The following is a 20577-nucleotide window of genomic DNA, read 5'->3' as shown; positions in this document are numbered from 1 at the left end:
TTTAAATTTATTTATCATACGGAACATAGTTTTCCCATTCCCATGGTGTGTACACATCTTTCAAGGTGACTTCGAGCAACTCCTTGAAAATACTGTTACCTCGTTCAAAATTGGTCATGATCATGATTCCTTTTCCTGATTTTGGAAAAAGCACGGAATGGTGTACAAATCCGCTCCCATGTCCCTCTTTAAAAACAGCTTTGCCATAAGGTGTTTCAAAGTAGCCCCAGCCCAGGCCATAACCCAAGTGTATTGAATCATATTTATCTGTGATGGTATTGGCCCCCTCACCAAATTGTTTTTCAGAGCGAATTCTGATGTGCGGACTAAAAATCTCATCGTAAGATTCCTTGCTGATCAATTTTTGATTGAGCACCGCAGTCAAGAATTTGGTATAATCTTTTGCCGTAGTTTCCAAAGTTCCGCCACCTCTTGGCTCGTTGTCCTTATCTTTTTTGAGGGATTCCCCCTTTTCGTTGTGTCCAAGCGCAAAATCCTTGTCAAATCTCGTTTTCCATTCGTAGGCAGAGTTTTCCATGCCCAAGGGTTCAAAAATGTTTTCTTGGGCAAGCTGTTCCAATCCTTTGCCTGTCAATTTTTCAAGAACCACTTGCAAATAGATAAAACCTTCACCACTGTAGCCATATTTTGTTCCTGGAGTATGGTGCACCCTTAATTTGTAGTCTTCCTCAACCCATCTGTAATTTTTGAACCCAGTAGTATGGTCGAGGCACATCCTTGCCGTAATTTTATGGTATAACGAATCTTCCTTCAAACTGGAAAAGTCATCGTGCCAACGGGTCTGTGGTTCGTACTCGTATATTTTCTTGGGCAAGTATGACTCCAAGGGCGTGTCCAGATCAATCACACCATCTTCGACCAATTTCATTGTCAAAATCCCAAACACGGCTTTACTGAACGATGCTCCGTAGATGTTCGTTGAATCTGTCAACACTATTTTATTGGGATAATCCTTATAACCAAAAACCTTTTGATACACGGGTTGGTTATCATCAAAAATAGATATAGCCATGCCGTATATTTGGGCATCTGCCATTAACTGGTCAATCTTTTTGGTAATGGAATCTTTAGTGATTAACGAACCATCCAATCGTTCAATAGTTTCCTGTTTTGGATTTGAACAACTACTTAAAATGGATAAACCTATTATTAGCAACAGACCAAGCGTTTTATTCTTTTTCAACCTTAAAAAAGGAATGGAAAAGGGGTAGTAGCATTTGTTTTTTTGTACCACGTAAATGATGTTGAAAATGATAATACCGATGCAAATGGGAACCACGGAAATAAAAATGATAAATCCCCATTTCTCGATGGTCAGTAAACCAACAAACGACAACACCGCCAAAATCAGTACGGTGATTTGAAAGTTGATCACCTTAATGCCATGCTCGTTATACATCGGGTTGTCCTCCCGCTTATGAATCCACAGAAAAAGTGGGATCAGTACATTGAGCAAAGGAAGAAATATTCCGGCTAGGGGAGTAGCGTGCATTAATAGCAACCATTTCTTTTTAATGGTTTCTTCTTTCGGATTTTCCAAAGGAACAAGCTCATCTACTTCTATCTCCAAGGCTACTGCCAAGAGTTTAACGGTATTTAGGTGCGGAGAGACTTCTTCTTTTTCGATGCGTTGAATGGTACGCACCGTAACATTGGTTCTGTGGGCGAGTTCCTCTTGGGAATACCCTTTCATTTTACGTTGATACTTGAGTCGTTCTCCGATTGATGTATTGCTCATAATTTTTGATTTTGATTCATGAACAAAGGTATCCTTGGGGTCTTGACAGCACCACGACATTTATATGTCACCTTTATGTCAAACACAGTAAAATCGCCACTTTTGCGATAAAAATAAGGATTTTGGTGTCCAAAAAACCCAACTGGACCCAAGTTTGGGTAAATCCTATGGAAAAGCAGCACCAACTATTTCTTTCTGCCCAAAAATCGGATTACGGAGCCAGTTCCCACATGGCCATGGCCCTCGTTGAGTTCCACTGTGGTTTTTTTAAGTTCTAGGATTTCGTAATCGGGAAAATCGGATTGCAGTTCTTCTATGGAAAATAAAGAATCCAGATTACTGGGACCGCCTACGCTTGGGTTTTTCTTTTTGTATTCCAAATGTGCCTTGCTGAATGCTTCAAAAATGATGGTTCCGCCTTTTTTTAAGTAGTTGTGCAGCAATTTATGGTAGCCCGAACGGATGTTGGGAGGGAAGTGGGCATAGATCAAGGCGATGACATCGAACTGTTCGAGTTTATAACCCAATTTGGGCAATTCTCCGATTTTATAATCAATGGTCACTTGTTTGTTTTCTGCCAGTTTCAATGCTTTTTGTTGTCCTACTTCGCTAATATCAAAAGCGGAGACTTCCCATCCCAATTGGGCAGCAAATACGGCATTGCGTCCTTCTCCCTCTGCACCAAAAAGAATGGAGCCTGTTGGCAGGGGCTGCAGTTTTTCTTTTAAATAGTTGTTGGGTCGGGTGCCGTAGGCATATTCGGTTTGCCCAAACTTCGTGTTCCACTTTTTAAGCCAATCGCTTGCCATTTTAATAATAGATTATAGTCGCAAAATTAGGGTAATTGTTCAAAGTAACATACCTAATGATTATGATTCACAAACTGATACTAGTCATAGAATATTCATGATGAATCAAATAACTTCAATCAGTATTAATTTTAAAATATATTCGTCATGGAAAAAGGTAATAAAAGCCCAAGAAAAAGGATTTTTGGGATATTGATAATAGTATCGATAGTAATTGGTTTTATAATCTATGGTGCTATGAGGGAGCAGTTTGGTTTAAGTTTTCTGGTTTTTTTCTCTGGTGTACCTTTCTTATTGTTTACGGCAGGAGCTTTTGGCTTGTTATGGCCCAAAATAAAACCAGAAGGCGATGAAGTGTATATAAGCCATGCCTTGATCATTGGTCTACTATTTATTGTACTGTTCTTTATCCATGTCTGGGTATTGTTGCCACTGTTATGTCCAAGATTTGCAGAGTGCTTGGCCATATAATCAATTGGGAAAAATTGGAATTGGATTATACTTGACTATCGATTCCATTTTTTCTTTTACGTATTTTTTGGGTTGTATGTCTTAGGCATACCCCGCCAGTCCAAACTTGGTATTCCACTTTTTATGCCAATCGGATGCCATAAGGTGTTGTTTTGTTGGTGTAAAGTTAGGGGTTTGGGGGAATGTTTGGTTATCGGTTACGGTTATAGCAAATAGCGGGGTTTGGTACGTGGCTTTGTCGGCTAAACTTGTTGTTTCTTGGCTTTCTAAATTACACTTTTTCGATAAACCTCCCTATTTGCAATAACCGATGTTAGCTGATGAGGGTGTAAGTTAATTTAAAATGTATATTTAGAACACCGTTTTTTTTGTTAATTTGTCGGGTATGATCTTTACAGATGAACTTATCTTAGAATTAATTTCTTGTGATAAAATAATTACTGATTCTCCAAAGAAATCGCCACCCATGCGTGGGAGTGAAAAGAAAAAGTTTCTTTTGGAGTCTCTTGATGGTCAACATTCATTCATAGGTTTTATCTCTAGAAATCAAACTTTTCAAGAGAATTTTTCAATTGGATTGGTTTATAATCCAAGAGATGAAAAAGGAAAAATTGTTCTTTTACGTGTTAATGGACCTCATGGATTAAATGAGAATGCACCCCATCATGATGGTCCACATGTTCATTTGGCTACTGCAGAGAGAATTAACGTCGGATTGAAACCAGAAGGCCATATTGAAACAGATGTCCCTTATGAAACTATAGAAGAAGCTGTGCAATACTTTGTAAAGAGGATAAATGTTGTTCGAGAAGATGCTCTTAAATATTTTCCTCCGCCAAATAATCAATTAGATTTTATATTTGACGAAGACGATTTAAATTAATGGAAACTATTATCCAAAATATTAAAAAGGATTTTAACGGTAAATTTTCAGTAAAGAAGAAAAGACCGGATATCTATCAGTTGTATCTTCCAATTTATCATGAAGATGGAGATATGGTTGATTTGTTTATTAAACAAACTGATAATGATAGTTTTGAATTATGTGATTACGGTTTAACACTTCAGAGATTAGCCTATTCTTATGACATTGATACTGAGAATAAAGAATCAATACTATTAAAAATTCTTTCTGAAAATAATCTATCGGAACATGAGGGTAATATATGCTTGAAAACAAAAACAGAAAATTTGTATTCTGATATTATGCATATTACCCAGGCTTTTGCGAAAATTGGGAGTATGAGGTACTTCAAAAGAGAAGTTATTGAAAACTTATTTTTTGAGATGCTAGATGATTTTGTTTTTGATAAATTGAATGATTTTGAACCTAAGAAGAATGTTTTACCAATTCCTGACAGAGATGATCTTGAAGCAGATTATTCGTTTCAACCAAATGGCAAACCTGTTTATTTATTTGGTGTTAAAGATGTGGCTAAAGCTAGATTAGCCACTTTAAGTTATCAGGCATATTTATTAAATGATATTAAGTACCATGGTTGGGTTGTAACTGAGAACTTTGAAGCCTTACCAAGAAAGGATAAACTCAGATTGACCAATACTTGTGATAAGCAATTTACTTCTTTAGATGAGTTTAAGATAAATGCTAGAAAATTTTTAGAGAAGGAAAGATATTAATTTAATAAAATCTAGATACCGCTTGCAGCTAACTATTAATCGAAACATTGTTTAATGATTTTTATCAAATTGATATATTTTCAATACTTAATCATTTCCAAATCATCGTTTTTGCCAGTCATTTGCCAATGCGCCAATGAAATTGGGATGCTTCCGATACTATTTAGGGTATCAAAAAAATCTTTGATCACAAATGGCTCGCCTTGCGATTCCTTTAGTTTCGCATAATCGGCCAAGGCGTTTTCCAACAGGTATTTACCGGTAATATAACTGGTGCCATAGCCCGGTTGGCGCAAATACAGGTGTTGTTCAAAAATGAGCAGCTCTTTTTCGGTTTTCATCCAACCACGGGGAGTGTATTCGCTGTGAATTCCTCCAGCTTCCTCCATGGTCATTTCATTGGCATGGGCATACAAGGACCCTAAACCCCGTGCAGCACGCTGTGCGATCATGATATACACAATCTCCTTGGTTCTTGGGCTATCATCATACAATCCAGCTTGCAGAAACATTTCCTCTACAGCGGTGGCCGTTCCTTCATTCCTTGAATCCCAAATGTTATACAACAAAGGGCCTTTTCGTATTTCACTTTTGTGCGGTTCCGTGTCCATGCGTGCTAGTTCAAACCAATGGTAAAAATGGGAGTATAGGGGTCTTGGGTCGTAATGCTCGCCAATCGCAAAAAAGTTACGGGTCTCCTTGGGTATATATTCGCCCAAATGTTCGCGTAGGGCGGGTTCAAAATAGGGTTTTACGGTAACGATGTCTTGCTCATCTAAAAAGTCCATCAAACTATTTGCAGCTTTGTCGGCCATTTTGTCGTAGGCTTCCGGGGAATCCGCGGCAACCAATTCTGGCAGATTTCGATTTCGGTGTTCTTCGAGTTTTAATGCTGTCCAAGCACGGGCAAGTTCACGTTTTAGAATCATCACCTCATCCTCCCAAGTTAGTGGCACCAAATGTACATTCTGCAAATACCAGGTATAATTGTCTTTGCCAATGCCCGAAGGCCCGGTTTTTGATTTCGATTCAGTCTGCAACCAAGAAACAAGGTCATCGGTCGAAGCTATGGCATCTTCGATAACGGAAACCAATTCTGAGTCATCTTTAACGGAAGTTCTGTTTTTTAATTCGGTTAGCACGCTACTCTGATTTTGAATGTCCCTAATCCCGGTTACCCATAAATCGCGAGCATTTCCTGTCAAATTCTTCTTGGCCTGTGTATTGAACGGCCTAATTACCTTTAGGTCGGTCAAGAGTCTTGTTCTTTCTTTGGTTGATAAAGGAAAAGAATAGGTCCAAAGATCTACCGTACCATGATTGGTTGGTCCCTCATGCGCAGGCACATCGCTTCTATTGGCCCAAATTGTTTTGTAAAAAGCAGGATCGCGAACCCAAGGTTTTAAAATGCGATGGTTGAAATCATAGCCGTTCATTTCGGCCCAAACAATCATCCAATCCACTTGGTTTTCAACGGACCAATTTGTAGTGTCAATAGATTGCAATTTTGACTGTAATTCTTTGAACCTTGGCCAACGTTTTTCAAAAGTTTCTGCCGTGTAATCTGGAGCACCATCGCGTAGCGGTGGATTTTCGAATGTTCTCCATTCCTTAAATAAGGTAACTAAATCTTGATAATCGTTAGACGTAAAATTTTCAGCTTTGGTTGGATTGGCAGCGGTTGCTTCTTTCTTTTCAGTTTGACAACTAATACATAATATCAATAAAAAAGAAAGAAGGAAATTGGTTGTTTTCAAATGACTACGGTTTTTTTATTCAGAAAAGATTTTAACAATTCAGGCAATTTCGCTGAATTTTCTTTTACAAACAACAATTGTTCAAAGGTATTATCAACACTAAAGTGTTGGAAGATATAGGGCTGTATTCGATGCCTCCACCACGACTAATCAAGATAAGTTAAAGCTTAAAACTATTGATTATCAAGTTGATATACCTTATTCTCTAATGCTTCCGGATTGTTGCAACTGACTATTTGGACGTCCTTTTCTTGTTTTGTGTTCACAGTAAATAAAGCTTATTGAGCCTAGTAATGGTTATTCATCTTTGTACTTCTCAAACCAAGCAAGAACAGCTGCGATTTTTGCAATCAAATTACTGGGCTTGTTAGCGATTCCATGTGAAGCACCGGGAATACGTACCATAGCGGTTTCCACGTTCTCCAATTTTAGAGCGGCATAAAACTGCTCCGATTCTGCAATCGGGGTGCGATAATCTTCTTCCCCGGTGAGCAGCATTGTTGGTGTGGTTACATTGCCCACATAGGTAAGGGGAGAGCGTCTCCTATAGTTTTCTGGATCTTCCCAAGGTTTTTTTCCAAACCAATATTTGGAGAAAAACTGTACACCATCGGCATAGAGCACAAAACTAGTCCAGTTGATTACGGGTTTAGCCACTACAGCTGCTTTAAAACGGTCTGTTTTTCCAACAATCCAAGCAGTAAGAACGCCACCACCAGAACCTCCAGTCACAAATAGGTTTTCTTCGTCCACGTAGCCTTTTTCCAAAACGGCATCTACGCCGGACATCAAATCCTCATAATCGTGGTTGGGATAATCGTGGTGAATCAAGTTTCCAAATTCCTCACCATAGCTGGTACTTCCTCGAGGATTGGTATAGAGCACAACATAACCTTCCGCGGCATACGCTTGAATCTCCGCAGAATATACCGCTCCGTAGCTGGTAAAAGGTCCCCCATGAATCTCAAGAATCATTGGGTATTTTTTTGATGGGTCAAAATCGGGAGGTGTTACGACCCAACCTTGAATTTTTCGTTGGTCATAGGAGGACTTCCACCAGATTTCTTCCACATTACCTAACTTTTTAAAGGAAAACAGGTCATTATTAACTTGGGTCAAACGCTCTGTGTTTCGAGTATCAGCTACGCCCAAGTCCGATGGATGGCTTGTGTCTCCCAAGGTGTAGGCAAATTTGTTGTTGGCGGAAGCAGAAAAACTAGCTGCGTTATAAGGCCTGCCTAATGATAAACCGCCTAAGCCATCGGTAATAGCATCCACCTTGCCCGATAGGCTCATAGAAGCCAATTTGCCCATTCCTTGATCGGTGTAGCTAAAATACAGTCCATTGCCCTTGCTGTTCCATGCCATATCTTCCACATCACGGTCAAAATCACCAGAAATTAATTGGGAGCCTGTCCCATCGGTGTTCATTACATACAATTGGGTGAGCTGATATCCTTGCAAACGGTCATCGTACCCTAAATAAGCAATTTTGGAACCATCTGGCGACAATACGGGGTTGGCATCAGGACCGTAACGGTCGGTTAATGGATTAATGTCACCATTATTTACATTAATGCTATAAATTTCGCTGTCTGCAGGTTCAAACTCCTCATCTTTATGGAAATTGGCGCTAAAAAATAGGTTTTTGCCGTCCTTACTCCATATAGGGCTTCCATGATCAAATTCCGAGAAGGTGAGTTGTTTTGGAGTACCTCCGCTAATGGGCAGAGAAAATAATTGTGAATTACCACCTTTGTAATACCCTGCACCATCGCCACGATAATTCATTTTGTCAATGTACTTGGGTGGTTCGTTCCATTTGGCGCCTTCTGGCTTGCTCGGCATTTTTATGATGGATTTGTTGGCTTCGGGAACAAACATGTTAAATGCCAAGTGTTTGTCATCATAGGACCATGAAACCGTCCCTGGTGATTGTGGCGTATTGGTAAGGGCCATGGTTTCCTTGGTATCCAGCCACATGAGGTAGAGCTTCATTTTATCATCCGCCATATTGGACTTGAAAACAATTTTTGTTCCATCGTGCGACCATTTTGGGGCAAAATCGTTATGGTTTCCTGTGGTTAACGGACGATTGTTGGAGCCATCAAAATTGATGATCCAAAGATTGGAAAGATTGCGGTCCGTCATCACATCCTTAAAATTCCGGACGTAGATGATTTTAGATCCATCTGGAGAAATTTGAGGGTCGGAAACATATTCCATGTTGAAGATGTCCAATAGCTCCAAATTGGATTGTACTTGGCTAAAACCTAAAGGAATGATGGCCACAAAAAGTAACAGGGCAACTAGTAATTTTTTCATGAGGAAGCGTTTAGTTAGTTTCGATTCTTAAAAATAGGGAATTTATCTCCTTATTTTTTGGTACAAGCGTATAAAAGTGGTGTTGGATGGATTAATATGTAGTGGTCATGTTTTGATCCACACAGATAATAAAGTCGGCCAAATTCTTATTCTCTTCTTCCAGTTGATGCACATTTTCCTGTGTTACGGTGGATAGGGTACCGTAATCCAAATCAGGCCGCTCCAATTGCAAATACCACAGGATGCCCTCGTAGTTGTTGGAGTGGTAGGCACCGTTGTAATGCAAAAACAAAGTACCCTCCTTGTAATTTTGAAGAATAAAATGGGCCATGGTCGCATCTTTGATAGCCTGTGCCATAACCAAGGTAGGGCTACCGTGGTCCCCCATCATTTTTAGGATATTTTGATACTCAGGCAGTTCAGGGTCATAAGCAATGGGCAAGGGGGCAATCCATTCTTTTTCTTGGGCGGGGAGGGAGTCCAGGGCTTCAAAACCGCCTTTGTACACCATACTGGCGTAACGTCTGGGCACATTGGATGCGACAAAAACAAGACTACTGTCCTTTGCAAAATCCACCAAAGGGGCATAATCTGTTTTATGGTTGTTCCACAGTCGTGCGGTGGAATCCAATGTTTTGTAGTCTATTTTCCCCGATAAATAATCGTTGAGTTCATCTTGGTTGTCGGCTTCGATCATTTCCGCGCCGAGGATAAGTGGTCGCCTGTTGTGCAGGTCGGCGGTAAGTTCATACTGCAACCAATGCGCAATAGGGTTGTTGTGCAGCTCCCCGAACAGCACCATATCCTTTTTCTCCAAGGTCTTGAGCATTTTTTTGTACGAGACTTTTTTCCCCATGGCATTGTAGATAACGTAGGGTTCCTTCTGCCCATAACCAAAGGTTATGAGTAGGGTGAAGATTAGGAGAGTGAGGAGGCTTTTCATTTGATTAGATTCAATCCTCCCACTCCGTATGGAAAATACCCTCACGATCCAAGCGCTCGTAGGTGTGCGAGCCAAAATAATCCCGTTGAGCTTGTATCAGGTTCAATGGCAAACGACTACTCGTGTAGGCATCAAAATAAGTGAGTGCATTGGAAAGGCCTGGCAATGGAATACCGTTTGCGGCGCCATAACTCACCAATTCCCTTGCAGCATCCACTGTACTTTGTACTTTCTCCACAAAAGAAGGGGAGAGTAGCAGGTTTTGTAAATCTTTATCGGCTTGGTAGGCTTCGGTAATATCGGCCAACAAAGCAGCACGGATTATACAACCGGCACGCCATATTTTGGCAATTTCGCCCAGTTCCAGTTCGTAACCATATTCTTTGGAGGCATCTGCCAATTGGTGCATACCCTGCGCGTATGTAATAATGAAAGCAAAATATAGGGCTTGTTCCGCTTTTGTGGTAAAGTCATCTTTGTCCACCGCTTTTGGTGTGGGACGGTCATACACCCCATCGGCTTTAATGCGCTCGGATTTTAAAGCGGATATTTCACGCATGCTCACCGCAATATCAATGGTAGGCACGGGGATTCCCAAATCCATGGCATTTTGAGAAGTCCATTTTCCAGTTCCTTTTTGTTTGGCCTTGTCCAAAATCATGTCCACAAGGTCGTTATCGGTCAAATCATCTTTTTGATCAAAGATTTCCGAAGTGATTTCTACCAAAAAGGACTGTAAACGACCATCATTCCAACGAGCATAGGTTTTATGGAGCTCATCGTTGGTAAGGCCACCTGCTTTTTTGAGCAGATCGTAAATTTCGGAAGTCAACTGCATCAAACCGTATTCGATACCGTTGTGTACCATTTTTACGTAGTTCCCTGCAGATTTTGGACCCAAATAAGCCACACAGGGCTCACCTTTGTATTTTGCGGATACAGCTTCAAAAATAGGTTTTACGTGTTGATAAGCTTCTTTGGAGCCACCGGGCATAATACTCGGTCCCTTTCTGGCACCCTCGGCACCACCTGAAACTCCGGCGCCAAAAAAGTTGATGCCTTTTTCTTTTAAATAAGCCTCGCGACGGTCAGTATCGGTATAAAAGGAGTTCCCTCCATCAATAATAATATCACCTTTATCCAAATAGGGCAGTAAACCATCGATTACGCTATCCACAATTTTTCCTGCGGGTACCAACAACATAATTTTTCGAGGAGTGGTCAGCGACTGTACAAAGGTTTTTACATCGGTGGAGGCATTCACTTTTGCGGTATCACCACCTTCGTTGATCAAAGCATTCACTTTTTCTTTATCCAAATCATTCCCAAATGCAGTAAAACCATTATCAGCTACATTTAAAATAAAATTACGTCCCATTACTCCAAGGCCCACAAGGCCAAAATCATACGTATCTGCCATTATATATTTTTCTTCTTCTTTGGTGTTGATACAACCTTGAGGTTGTGATTTATTGAATTACGAACCTAAAATAAACCTTATATTCGTGATGCTCAAAGATAATGACTCCTTATTAAAAATGAATGGTGTCAAGAAGAGCACAATCTGCCAGAAACCGAAAATACTATGAAAAAGACAGATAATCAGATGCTCGTGATTTTTGGGGCATCGGGTGATTTGACAGCAAGAAAACTAATGCCATCCTTGTTCAATCTATATTTGGCCGCCCAGTTGCCCGAAAATTTTGTGGTGCTAGGGGTGAGCCGTAGCAATCTGACCGATGAGGCATTTCGGGACCGTGTGGTGTATGAAAGTGATTATTTAAAAGAAAAAACGAAGGACTTGAAAGCAAGCAAGGTAAAAAGCTTTGCTAACATGCTTTATTACGAGGATTTGGGCGATAGCTACGATACCGATTATAGCGGCCTGCGTAAGCGGGTGGAAACGCTAAAAGAAGAGTACAACACTTCTGGAAATATTATTTATTACCTATCCACACCACCCACGCTTTACGAAACAATATCGCAAAACCTGTCCAACGCAGGTATGAACACCCAAAACAACGGTTGGAAACGCTTGATTGTGGAAAAACCTTTCGGTTACAGTTTGGAGACCGCCCAAGAGTTGAACAAAGGGCTTCACAAGTATTTTAAGGAGCATCAGATATACCGAATCGACCATTATTTGGGCAAGGAAACCGTTCAAAACCTTTTGGTGACCCGTTTCTCCAACAGTATTTTTGAACCCCTTTGGAACCGTAATTACATTCAACATGTAGAGATTACCAATGCAGAAAGTGTAGGTGTTGAAAAACGTGGAGGGTATTATGACAAGTCCGGTGCTTTGCGGGATATGTTCCAAAACCACTTGCTGCAAATTGTTTCGTTGGTAGTAATGGAGCCACCGATTGGAGCAGATGCAGAGGAAATCCGAAACGAGAAGGTGAAAGCATTAAAGTCTTTACGGATAATGACGGACGAAAAGGAACTGTTTGAAAATACCATCCGCGCCCAGTATGTGTCATCTAATGTTGGGGGCAATAAAGTGAAAGGTTATCGTGAGGAAGATGGGGTTGACCCGAATTCCACTACAGAAACCTATGCGGCGGTAAAATTTTATGTGGACAACTGGCGTTGGCACGGCGTTCCTTTTTATGTGAGGACCGCGAAACGCATGCCGACCAAAGTGACAGAAATTGTGATTCACTTTAAAAAGCCGCACCACCAAATTTTTAAGGGTTCCGAAATGCAGGAAATGGACAATAAATTGATTATCCGCATACAGCCTGATGAAGGAATCTTGATCAAGTTTGGGGTAAAAGTGCCTGGGCAGGGCTTTAAAGTTGAGCGGGCCAATTTGGATTTTTACTATGCCAACTTGGCCGAAACTTATGTGATGGAGGCCTACGAACGCTTGTTATTGGACGCCATGCAAGGAGATGCCACACTATATGCCCGTGCCGATGAGGTTGAAGCGGCTTGGGAGTTCGTGGACCCTATTTTGAACTACTGGAAAAGTGGTGAGGATGTTCGCATGTATGGTTACGCGGCAGGTGCATGGGGACCACAAAATGCGGATAACTTGATTGATGATGATGGCTACTGGCGCAACCCAACAGAAAACTTGGCAGACGACCCTGGGTATTGTGTGATTTGCTAGTTTCAATTAACAATTAACAATAAACAATTGACAATGAACAATTCTTCTTTCGAGTGTCATCTTGAGGACAGTAGAAAGAGCAGTTGAGAAGAAAAAATTAATTATATGGATTTAAAAATATATAAAGATAAACAAGAGGTAGCTGAGCAATTCTCCGGCTATTTTGTAGATCAGTTGAAAAATAAAGATACTTTTCACGTCGCGTTGTCGGGAGGGAGTACTCCAAAAATAGTTTTTGATGTATTGGCCGAAAACTTTACCGACAAAGTAGATTGGAACAAAGTGCATTTTTATTGGGGAGATGAACGTTGTGTGCCCCCGACCGATGATGAAAGCAACTATAAAATGACGGTGGAACACCTTTTTTCCAAAATAAAGGTACCCAAAGAAAACATCAACCGGATATTGGGCGAAAAGGACCCTGAAGGAGAAGCATTGCGCTATGCGAATCTCTTAGAAATTGATTTGGATAGGGTAGAGGAGGTGCCCCAGTTCGATTTGGTAATTTTGGGTATGGGTGATGATGGGCACACCGCATCCATTTTCCCTCATGAGATTGAATTGTGGGATTCGGAAGACCATTGTGTGGTGGCGACCCATCCCGACTCGGGCCAGAAACGAGTTTCCATCAACGGAAAAGTTATCAATGCGGCCAAAGAAGTTGCGTTTTTGGTCACCGGCGCATCCAAAGCCGAAAAGGTGGAGGCCGTGGTAGAAAGAACCGAAGGTTCCGAGGCGTACCCAGCATCTTTGGTCAACCCAGCCTCAGGCAATCTGGTGTGGTTTTTGGATGAGGAGGCAGCTTCAAAACTTAATCAAAATCCATCTTAACATTCTCACCCTTTAGAAACTCCAGGTATTCGTTCACTTTAAAGTTGTTGGATTCGTACTTGCTATCTCGTTTAAAAGCAGATTGTTTGCGTTCCTTGCTGCGTGCAAATCGGCGAATATCCTGTTTGGTTTTCAAAATAAGGCCGGGAACTAACTTGTTTTTACCGTCCTTGCCCTTGGCCACCATGGTAAAATAGGATGAATTGCAATGCTTTACTTCTCCCGTGGTCACATTTTCCGATTCTACCCGTACCCCGACCACCATGGAAGTTTTTCCTGTGTAGTTGATGGATGCTTTTAGTGTAGCCAGTTCTCCAACCTCAATTGGATTTAGGAAATCCACTCGATTCACCGAAGCGGTCACGCAGTAACTTTGTGAATGTTTGGACGCGCAGGCAAAAGCAATTTGGTCCATTAGGTTGAGAATATGCCCCCCATGTACCTTGCCGCCAAAATTGGAATGGGATGGGAGCATAAGTTCGGTGATGGAAACTCTACTTTCTCTGGATGATTTGAATTTCTTCATATTTTGTTGGGGTTTTTATAAAATAAATCCCTTACCAAAAAGGAATAACAGACGTACAAAATGATTATCAAATATAATCCAAAGCTAAAAGAGTTGGCCAGGCAATTACGAAATAATGCTACAAAAGCTGAAGTTACTCTGTGGCAGAAACTAAAGCGTGACCAAATGCATGGATACGATTTTCACAGACAAAAACCTATTGATGAATACATAGTGGATTTCTTTTGCAATAAGTTACAACTCGCCATTGAAGTGAATGGGTATTCCCATGAAATTCTTGAGGTTTGGGAGAAAGATGTTAAAAAAACGCAACGGTTAAACGAACTAGGTATTCACGTACTTCGATTTTCGGATGCTCAAGTTTTAAACGATATGGATAATGTTTTACGAGCGATAGAGGATTATATTTTTCAGTTTGAAGCGAACGGAAATACACCTCCCTCAATCCCTCCTTCTTAGGAGGGAAGTTATTGAACTCATCTTGAGTTGTCCAAATCCGTTGCAAATTTATCTTTTACACCCATTTTTTAGCTTTCCTGCCGGCAGGCGGGTTATCCTTCCGTAGCTCCCAACGCGACAAGCTGGCTCCTTCGCTAAAAAGGTTTGCAAAACCTTTTTATACGCTCGGCCCTAACTCAAAAAAGTCTTCAACTGGGCACAAAATCTTAAATTTCCGCTTGGATCTAGCAATTCAAGACGAGTTTATTTTCCCCTCTAAAAAGAGGGGCTAGGGGTGTGTGGATTAATTTCTGAAAATCGGTGATTTTTCAGATTTGACTTCTGTGATAAAATATTTGGTGTCGCCCAGCCAGAAAAAGGTGGCGTAGCGTTCCTTGTAGGTGACCTTGATGTACTGCCCTTGGAACTCTTTCATTTTTTCAATGATTTCCTTTTCGCCATCTTCCACCGAAAACGAAAATACGTTTGTGCCAGACAAACCTTGGCTAATTTGCCCTTCCCAAGTTTTGACCAAAACCCCTTTTCTGCTGAATTTGATGAGTTCCCCTGAACGATAACCCTCACTGTAGGGCACGTAATAGATAAAAGCAAAATAGCCCACAACGCCAACTATAATGGCAGTGGTGAAAATGGTCAGGAATTTTTTCATAGCTAGTGTTCTCTAATTTAGTTCTTCAAAATCGTCTTTTTGGGCACGCTTTAAATAATTCTCAGGCATATCCTTTTTGGCCTTGGCTCCCATTTTCTTTAGCTTTTCAACTCTTCTAACCAAATTTCCATCTCCTTCAGAAAGCTTTTTCATGGCTCCAACATAAAAATCTTGAGACTTTTTAATGCTTTTTCCAACCGAATCCAAGTCATTTATCAAACCAACAAATTTGTCGTATAAGCCTCCAGCTTGTCTTGCAATTTCCATGGCGTTTCTTTGCTGTTTTTCGTTACTCCACATAGAATCAATGGTGCGTAGCGTGGCCAATAGGGTAGAAGGTGTAACAATAACGATATTTTGCTCAAAAGCTTTATTGTACAGTGATACATCTTCATTTATGGCAACTGCAAATGCAGGTTCAATCGGTACGAACATCAAAACAAAATCAGGACTTTCCATTTCGTAGAGGTCTTCGTATTTTTTAGCCGAAAGCTGTTCCACGTGTCTGCGCAAGGAGTTGATATGGTCCTTTAGGAATTTGGGTCTATCCTCTTCTTCGGCATTGGTGTAGCGTTCATAATCGGTTAAGGAAACCTTGGAATCCACCACCATTTTTTTGCCGTCGGGTAAGTGAATAATAACATCGGGCAAAACTCTTGTGCCATCCGTGCGCTTAAAGCTTTGTTGTACGCTGTATTCTCTATCTTTCTCCAAACCAGATTTTTCCAAAACGCGTTCCAAAACCAATTCCCCCCAATTTCCCTGCATTTTACTATCTCCTTTTAGGGCTTTTGTTAGGTTTTCGGCCTCTTGGGTTATTTTAAGGTTTTGGGTCTGTAAGGTGAGCAATTGCTCTTTTAAAGCAGAGTGAATACTAATGTTTTCCTTTTGTGATTTCTCTACTTTCTCCTCAAACTCTTTTATTTTTTTGTTGAGGGGAGTCAGGATATTTTCAATGTTCTCTTTGTTGCTTTTGGTGAATTTTTCGCTTTTTTCGTCCAAAATCTTATTGGCCAAGTTTTCAAATTCCTTGGTGAACTTTTCCTGTAGCTTTTCAACCTCTTCCTTTTGCTCTTTGTTTTTGAGCTGAAGGTTTTCCAAGTCTGCTTGGTAGCGAACCAATTGATTGCTTTGTTGTTCTTTTTCGTGCTGGAGTTGTTTTTGCTCCTCGTCGCTTTGCAATAATTTATCGTTCAAGGATTTGATGGTAGCGTTAAATTGTTGTTCCCTCTCGCCCCAAACACTTTCGGTGGATTTGGTTTTTAGTTTTTGAATGTACATGCCCGCAAAAAGCCCAACGACCAATGTGATGATGCCAATAATAACATAGATAAGTTCCGTGCTCATGAAAAAGTTTCTGAAGGATAAAGATAAAGGATTACAAAGATAAAATGTCATTTCTGCGAAAGCAGAGATCCACAAAATAAATGTTGAAATTTGGAATGCAGATGAATGCTGAGCTTGTCCGATGTCAGATGTCCGATGTCAGTTCGCAGTAAGCAGTAGCAGTTGACAGTCCGCAGTAACTGAATAACTGAACAAATGAATAACCCAATAACTTAGTCCATAGGTCGGATGTCCGAAGCACGATGCATGGAGTTTTGTCTCTTGGGTCTTGGTTCTCTTCCCTTTACACTTGAACTTGAGCTGACGGGATTTCTATCGGTTCTAAATTTACTTATTCACCTTAAACGAACCTGTTTTGGCATCAAACTGTACCATTTCCGATGGAAACAAACGGTCAAAATGTTTTTGCTCAATCAATTGACAAGGGTCTCCGAAAGGATGGTCTTTTCCGTCCAGAATCAATATGCGGTCACATAACTGAATGGCCAGTTCAATTTCGTGGGTGGTGAACAGGATGGTTTTCTGTTTATCGTGTGCCAATTCTTGAAGCATTTTCAGGATTTGCACTTTGTGATAGAGGTCCAAATGGGTGGTTGGTTCATCCAACAAAATCAAAGCGGTGTCCTGTGCCATGGCCCGCGCTACGAGAACCCGTTGTAATTGTCCGTCGCTGAGTTCGTGACATTTACGGTTACGAAGTTCCTTCAATAAAAAGGCATCCAAACTATCTTCAATCTGTTGTTTGTCTTTTTTCGTCAAGGTTCCCAACCAATTGGTATAGGGTTGTCTTCCCAAGGCAATTAACTCTTGTACGGTCAGGTTTTTGGAGGCAGGTTGCTCGGTCAAGACCACACTAAGCTCCTTGGATAGGGTGGATGAGGTATATTTTTCAATGTTCTGTCCGTTCAACAGGATGTTTCCAGACAATTTGGGTTGAAATCCTCCCAAAGTGCGCAACAAAGTCGATTTTCCTATCCCGTTGATACCCACGACCCCGCACAACATTCCGGTATCCAAATCAAAATTAATATGCTCCGCAACATTTTTTGACTCGTACCCAATGGCCAAATTTTTAACAGACAGTATGTTTGTGTTGTTACTGGCCATTAGAACATCATTTTTCGTTTACGCACCAAGAGCCATATCACTACAGGGGCCCCAACCAAGGATGTGATGGCATTAATCGGCAACACGCTAGCTGAATTGGGCAACTGCGCCAAAGTATCGCAAAGGAGCATTAAAATGGCGCCATAGAGCATTACGGCGGGAATCAGAACCTTGTGTTCCATTGTATCAAAAATCTGGCGGGTTAGGTGTGGTACGGCCAGTCCAACAAAAGCAATGGGCCCTGCAAATGCGGTTATACCTCCTGCTAACAGTCCCGTAGCGATAATTATGGTCAATCTGGATTTTTTTAAGGAAACTCCCAAACTTTGTGCATAGTGTTCCCCTAAAAGAAAGGCGTTCAACGATTTTATGGAAAGTATGCTGAGCAAAATTCCCAAGGCAACGATTACAAGCAATAAAAGTAACTGCCCTGTTGAAAGGTTGCCCACACTTCCAAAGGACCAAAAGATAAAACGTTGCAGGTTTTCGGCACTTGAAAAATAAGCCAATACACTTACAATGGCGGAGGTGATGCTTCCGAACATCAGTCCAATGATCAACAAAGCCATGGTATCTTTTACACGTTGAGCGACAACCATAACAACCAAGAGCACCAAAAAACTACCAATACTTGCAGCAATGGCCAGGGAAACATCACCCAAAAAAGAAAAGGAAGTGTAGCCTGCCAACAACGAGGCGCCCATCAAAAGTAAAGCGGCACCCAGACTGGCTCCAGAACTAATTCCCAGCACAAACGGACCAGCCAATGGATTCCTGAACAAGGTTTGCATTAAAAGCCCACTTGAGGAAAGCCCACCGCCTACCAAAATGGAGGTAAACGCCTTGGGAACCCGATAATCCCAGATAATGTATTCCCAAGATGCAACTTCAGGGGTTTCGCCAAACAAAGTGGACAACACATCTGCAAATGGAATGGAAACCGAGCCCGAACTAATGTTGAGGAGACAGGATAGTATCAATGCCAGTATCAACAGCAGGAAGGAAAACCGGTATGTCCTTGGACCTTGCATTTATTTTATTGGTTTGATGAATTGCAATTGATGCTCTGGCAATAATTCCGGGTGTACTATTTTGATGAAATCCATCAAAACAATATCTGGGCGGTGTGGTGCCAACTCGTAAAAAATAAGCCCACCTGTCTCACCTTTTTCAATGGCGTTGGAATACACTTTTTTATTGGTGAAGGCGGAAAATTGTTGATAATGGGGATTTGCTTCGGTCAATTCGGAATACTTGGTTTCTGCAGATGGATTGAACCAATATTCAGCATCTTGTGCATTTTCCAAAACCGATTCCAAACTAAGGCCAATGCTTCCGGTTTCTTCCGTGTTGGACCAAAGATAATCGGCATTGGCATCTTTCAGGAACTGGGCCATCCAACTGTTACCTCCTGCCACATACCAGACATCTTTGTACAATCCACCAGTTAACACGGTTGGCCTAGATTTTGCTTTTTTGGCCAATGCAGCAGCTTGTTTATAGGATGATTCAACTTCCACAAAAATGCTATCGCCCAATTTTTCTTTTTGAAAGAAGGGTGCAAAGAACTTGACCCATTCTGCCTTCCCCAATGGTGTCTGTTCTACCCAATCGCCATTATAAACCAAGGGTATTCCTGCTCGTTCTATAATATGGTACGCCTTGTTTTCTTCATTAATACTGAATCCAATAATGAGTTCAGGGTTCAGTTCGAGTACCATTTCCGTATTGAGGATATCATTCATCCCAAGGTCTTTGATTTGTTTGCTGTCTATCAATTTTCTTGCTTCTGGGGAAGAAATGTAGTCGGTGTTGGGAAATCCGACTATAGTTTTGAGTTCTCCGAGCTGCTTTAAAGGCTCTATGTGAGTGGTTGAAGTGAGCACTACTTTTTCTACTGGAGTACCCACAATGGCATCATATTCATCTTGCGGGAAAGTAATCGATGGTAATTTTTCTTTTGGTACCAAGGCATATTTAAAGTTATCTGCCCCGGGCCAAGCTGCCGTGACTTCAATTATGGTTAAATCGGCTTCTTTTTTTACAGTAAAGCCCGTTGCATGGGTTATGGAGGATGTTGATTCTTGTTTTTGAACGGGTTGCGATTTTTTTGCTTGCTTGCAACCCATCAACACCACCAAAAGGTATCCAAAGAAAAGAATTGACGTCTGTTTTTTTGTCATAAGTCAAAAGTAAGATTATTTAAATCTGCAGTACATTTTGATGAAAAATTTGTCATTTCGAGTGGTTTTTTGAACCAAAGGTCAAAAAATTGTATCGAGAAAAGAATTTTTATATGAATTAACCTTGTTCTCGATACTTTTTCCTTCTGAAAAAACTCGAACTGACGGTTTTTAATAATAAAATTGTCATGTCGAGCGTTCCGAAAGTTTTCGGGAAGACATCTCATTTATTTTTTCAATAACACAATGACACGAATTTCCTCGAAGGAAAGGTGGGTTGGGATGCTAAACGAATACTTCGGCTGTGCTAGGATGACAGCTCAGATTGACAGAAGAAATCATTTTAAACTTTTGCATAAAAGATTAAACAGATTGATTAGCTTTGGCCTCGAATTTTGGTTCCCACGAAGTTTTAGTGGGATTAAAAGGGAATCCAGTGAAAAGCTGGAGCTGTTCCCGCAACTGTAAGTATGTGCCGAATTGGCACTGATGTTTTTTTTGAGCGTCAGTACGTAGTAGGCGATTGTCTCTGCTTCAAAGCCACTGCCCAATGGGTGGGAAGGTAGGAGACAAAACACAAGCCAGGAGACCTGCCAGATTCAAACAAAGAATGTTAAACTTTCGGGATAAAAGTTTACGTATGAACATCATACTA

The 20577-nt window shown here is 40.9% G+C and carries 18 protein-coding genes and 1 riboswitch; of the genes, 6 read left to right on the top strand and 12 right to left on the bottom strand.

Features of this window, described 5'->3' with window-relative positions:
• Nucleotides 1–7: 7 nt before the first annotated feature.
• Together MURRU_RS17495 and MURRU_RS16340 are read right to left on the bottom strand one after the other, a co-directional pair.
• Nucleotides 8–1759, bottom strand: coding sequence for a serine hydrolase (locus tag MURRU_RS17495; protein ID WP_148261530.1), 1752 nt, complete (start codon nt 1757–1759; stop codon nt 8–10).
• A 185-nt stretch (nt 1760–1944) separates the two neighbouring features.
• On the bottom strand, nt 1945–2568 hold the full coding sequence (locus MURRU_RS16340; RefSeq protein ID WP_014034598.1) for a class I SAM-dependent methyltransferase: 624 nt from the start codon (nt 2566–2568) through the stop codon (nt 1945–1947).
• 147 nt (nt 2569–2715) lie between these two features.
• On the opposite strand from MURRU_RS16340, the gene MURRU_RS16335 reads away from it, so the two are divergent.
• From MURRU_RS16335 to MURRU_RS16325, 3 genes are all read left to right on the top strand, one after another.
• Nucleotides 2716–3039 (top strand): hypothetical protein, encoded by a 324-nt coding sequence (locus tag MURRU_RS16335; protein WP_014034597.1) that lies wholly within the window; start codon nt 2716–2718, stop codon nt 3037–3039.
• 385 nt (nt 3040–3424) lie between these two features.
• Complete coding sequence (locus MURRU_RS16330) at nt 3425–3922, top strand: hypothetical protein (RefSeq protein ID WP_014034596.1); 498 nt, start codon at nt 3425–3427, stop codon at nt 3920–3922.
• The gene (locus tag MURRU_RS16325) at nt 3922–4677 is read left to right on the top strand and encodes a DUF1828 domain-containing protein (RefSeq protein WP_014034595.1); all 756 of its coding nucleotides are present in this window, start codon (nt 3922–3924) and stop codon (nt 4675–4677) included. The genes MURRU_RS16330 and MURRU_RS16325 overlap by 1 nt, the downstream gene beginning before the upstream one ends.
• Before the next feature lie 80 nt (nt 4678–4757).
• On the opposite strand, the gene MURRU_RS16320 is transcribed toward MURRU_RS16325, so the two are convergent.
• The 4 genes from MURRU_RS16320 to gndA all read right to left on the bottom strand — a co-directional run bounded on the left by MURRU_RS16320 (nt 4758) and on the right by gndA (nt 11122).
• Nucleotides 4758–6434 (bottom strand): DUF885 domain-containing protein, encoded by a 1677-nt coding sequence (locus tag MURRU_RS16320; RefSeq protein ID WP_014034594.1) that lies wholly within the window; start codon nt 6432–6434, stop codon nt 4758–4760.
• Nucleotides 6435–6731: 297 nt separating this feature from the next.
• Nucleotides 6732–8759 carry a S9 family peptidase gene (locus MURRU_RS16315; RefSeq protein WP_014034593.1) on the bottom strand — a complete coding sequence of 676 codons (2028 nt, stop codon included), beginning with the start codon at nt 8757–8759 and terminating at the stop codon, nt 6732–6734.
• Between the two features lie 91 nt (nt 8760–8850).
• On the bottom strand, nt 8851–9702 hold the full coding sequence (locus MURRU_RS16310; protein ID WP_014034592.1) for a ChaN family lipoprotein: 852 nt from the start codon (nt 9700–9702) through the stop codon (nt 8851–8853).
• Between the two features lie 10 nt (nt 9703–9712).
• Nucleotides 9713–11122 carry an NADP-dependent phosphogluconate dehydrogenase gene (gene gndA / locus MURRU_RS16305; protein WP_014034591.1) on the bottom strand — a complete coding sequence of 470 codons (1410 nt, stop codon included), beginning with the start codon at nt 11120–11122 and terminating at the stop codon, nt 9713–9715.
• Nucleotides 11123–11287: 165 nt separating this feature from the next.
• On the opposite strand from gndA, the gene zwf reads away from it, so the two are divergent.
• Both zwf and pgl read left to right on the top strand, forming a co-directional pair.
• On the top strand, nt 11288–12820 hold the full coding sequence (zwf, locus tag MURRU_RS16300) for a glucose-6-phosphate dehydrogenase (RefSeq protein ID WP_041801637.1): 1533 nt from the start codon (nt 11288–11290) through the stop codon (nt 12818–12820).
• A gap of 105 nt (nt 12821–12925) precedes the next feature.
• A complete protein-coding gene (pgl, locus tag MURRU_RS16295) occupies nt 12926–13651 on the top strand; it encodes a 6-phosphogluconolactonase (protein WP_014034589.1) in 726 nt (241 codons plus the stop codon).
• Here pgl and MURRU_RS16290 read toward each other — a convergent pair.
• On the bottom strand, nt 13632–14177 hold the full coding sequence (locus tag MURRU_RS16290; RefSeq protein ID WP_014034588.1) for an acyl-CoA thioesterase: 546 nt from the start codon (nt 14175–14177) through the stop codon (nt 13632–13634). The two genes, pgl and MURRU_RS16290, sit on opposite strands and share 20 nt — an antisense overlap.
• A 60-nt stretch (nt 14178–14237) precedes the next feature.
• Between MURRU_RS16290 and MURRU_RS16285 the strand changes: the two genes are divergently transcribed.
• Nucleotides 14238–14636 (top strand): endonuclease domain-containing protein, encoded by a 399-nt coding sequence (locus MURRU_RS16285; protein ID WP_014034587.1) that lies wholly within the window; start codon nt 14238–14240, stop codon nt 14634–14636.
• Between the two features lie 283 nt (nt 14637–14919).
• On the opposite strand, the gene MURRU_RS16280 is transcribed toward MURRU_RS16285, so the two are convergent.
• The 5 genes from MURRU_RS16280 to MURRU_RS16260 form a co-directional block, all read right to left on the bottom strand.
• On the bottom strand, nt 14920–15285 hold the full coding sequence (locus MURRU_RS16280; protein ID WP_014034586.1) for a hypothetical protein: 366 nt from the start codon (nt 15283–15285) through the stop codon (nt 14920–14922).
• Between the two features lie 12 nt (nt 15286–15297).
• The gene (locus MURRU_RS16275; RefSeq protein WP_014034585.1) at nt 15298–16632 is read right to left on the bottom strand and encodes a DNA recombination protein RmuC; all 1335 of its coding nucleotides are present in this window, start codon (nt 16630–16632) and stop codon (nt 15298–15300) included.
• A 327-nt stretch (nt 16633–16959) separates the two neighbouring features.
• On the bottom strand, nt 16960–17739 hold the full coding sequence (locus tag MURRU_RS16270; protein WP_014034584.1) for an ABC transporter ATP-binding protein: 780 nt from the start codon (nt 17737–17739) through the stop codon (nt 16960–16962).
• Nucleotides 17739–18770: a FecCD family ABC transporter permease gene (locus MURRU_RS16265; RefSeq protein WP_014034583.1), complete on the bottom strand. Its 1032-nt coding sequence runs from the start codon at nt 18768–18770 to the stop codon at nt 17739–17741. Before MURRU_RS16265 ends, MURRU_RS16270 begins: the two co-directional genes overlap by 1 nt.
• Entirely contained in the window at nt 18771–19922 is a 1152-nt protein-coding gene (locus MURRU_RS16260) for an ABC transporter substrate-binding protein (RefSeq protein ID WP_014034582.1), read from the bottom strand.
• A gap of 379 nt (nt 19923–20301) precedes the next feature.
• Nucleotides 20302–20534, top strand: a riboswitch (cobalamin riboswitch).
• The last annotated feature ends 43 nt before the right edge of the window (nt 20535–20577 follow it).

Source organism: Allomuricauda ruestringensis DSM 13258 (genome assembly GCF_000224085.1).
Classification (GTDB): domain Bacteria; phylum Bacteroidota; class Bacteroidia; order Flavobacteriales; family Flavobacteriaceae; genus Flagellimonas; species Flagellimonas ruestringensis.
This window is presented reverse-complemented; position numbering and strand designations above follow the sequence as displayed.

Excerpts from the sequence above, each read along its gene's own strand:
- MURRU_RS17495 (WP_148261530.1), bottom strand. The coding sequence starts at position 1,759 with ATGAGCAATACATCAATCGGAGAACGACTCAAGTATCAACGTAAAATG.
- MURRU_RS16340 (WP_014034598.1), bottom strand. The coding sequence starts at position 2,568 with ATGGCAAGCGATTGGCTTAAAAAGTGGAACACGAAGTTTGGGCAAACC.
- MURRU_RS16335 (WP_014034597.1), top strand. The coding sequence starts at position 2,716 with ATGGAAAAAGGTAATAAAAGCCCAAGAAAAAGGATTTTTGGGATATTG.
- MURRU_RS16330 (WP_014034596.1), top strand. The coding sequence starts at position 3,425 with ATGATCTTTACAGATGAACTTATCTTAGAATTAATTTCTTGTGATAAA.
- MURRU_RS16325 (WP_014034595.1), top strand. The coding sequence starts at position 3,922 with ATGGAAACTATTATCCAAAATATTAAAAAGGATTTTAACGGTAAATTT.
- MURRU_RS16315 (WP_014034593.1), bottom strand. The coding sequence starts at position 8,759 with ATGAAAAAATTACTAGTTGCCCTGTTACTTTTTGTGGCCATCATTCCT.
- MURRU_RS16310 (WP_014034592.1), bottom strand. The coding sequence starts at position 9,702 with ATGAAAAGCCTCCTCACTCTCCTAATCTTCACCCTACTCATAACCTTT.
- gndA (WP_014034591.1), bottom strand. The coding sequence starts at position 11,122 with ATGGCAGATACGTATGATTTTGGCCTTGTGGGCCTTGGAGTAATGGGA.
- zwf (WP_041801637.1), top strand. The coding sequence starts at position 11,288 with ATGAAAAAGACAGATAATCAGATGCTCGTGATTTTTGGGGCATCGGGT.
- pgl (WP_014034589.1), top strand. The coding sequence starts at position 12,926 with ATGGATTTAAAAATATATAAAGATAAACAAGAGGTAGCTGAGCAATTC.
- MURRU_RS16290 (WP_014034588.1), bottom strand. The coding sequence starts at position 14,177 with ATGAAGAAATTCAAATCATCCAGAGAAAGTAGAGTTTCCATCACCGAA.
- MURRU_RS16285 (WP_014034587.1), top strand. The coding sequence starts at position 14,238 with ATGATTATCAAATATAATCCAAAGCTAAAAGAGTTGGCCAGGCAATTA.
- MURRU_RS16280 (WP_014034586.1), bottom strand. The coding sequence starts at position 15,285 with ATGAAAAAATTCCTGACCATTTTCACCACTGCCATTATAGTTGGCGTT.
- MURRU_RS16275 (WP_014034585.1), bottom strand. The coding sequence starts at position 16,632 with ATGAGCACGGAACTTATCTATGTTATTATTGGCATCATCACATTGGTC.
- MURRU_RS16270 (WP_014034584.1), bottom strand. The coding sequence starts at position 17,739 with ATGGCCAGTAACAACACAAACATACTGTCTGTTAAAAATTTGGCCATT.
- MURRU_RS16265 (WP_014034583.1), bottom strand. The coding sequence starts at position 18,770 with ATGCAAGGTCCAAGGACATACCGGTTTTCCTTCCTGCTGTTGATACTG.
- MURRU_RS16260 (WP_014034582.1), bottom strand. The coding sequence starts at position 19,922 with ATGACAAAAAAACAGACGTCAATTCTTTTCTTTGGATACCTTTTGGTG.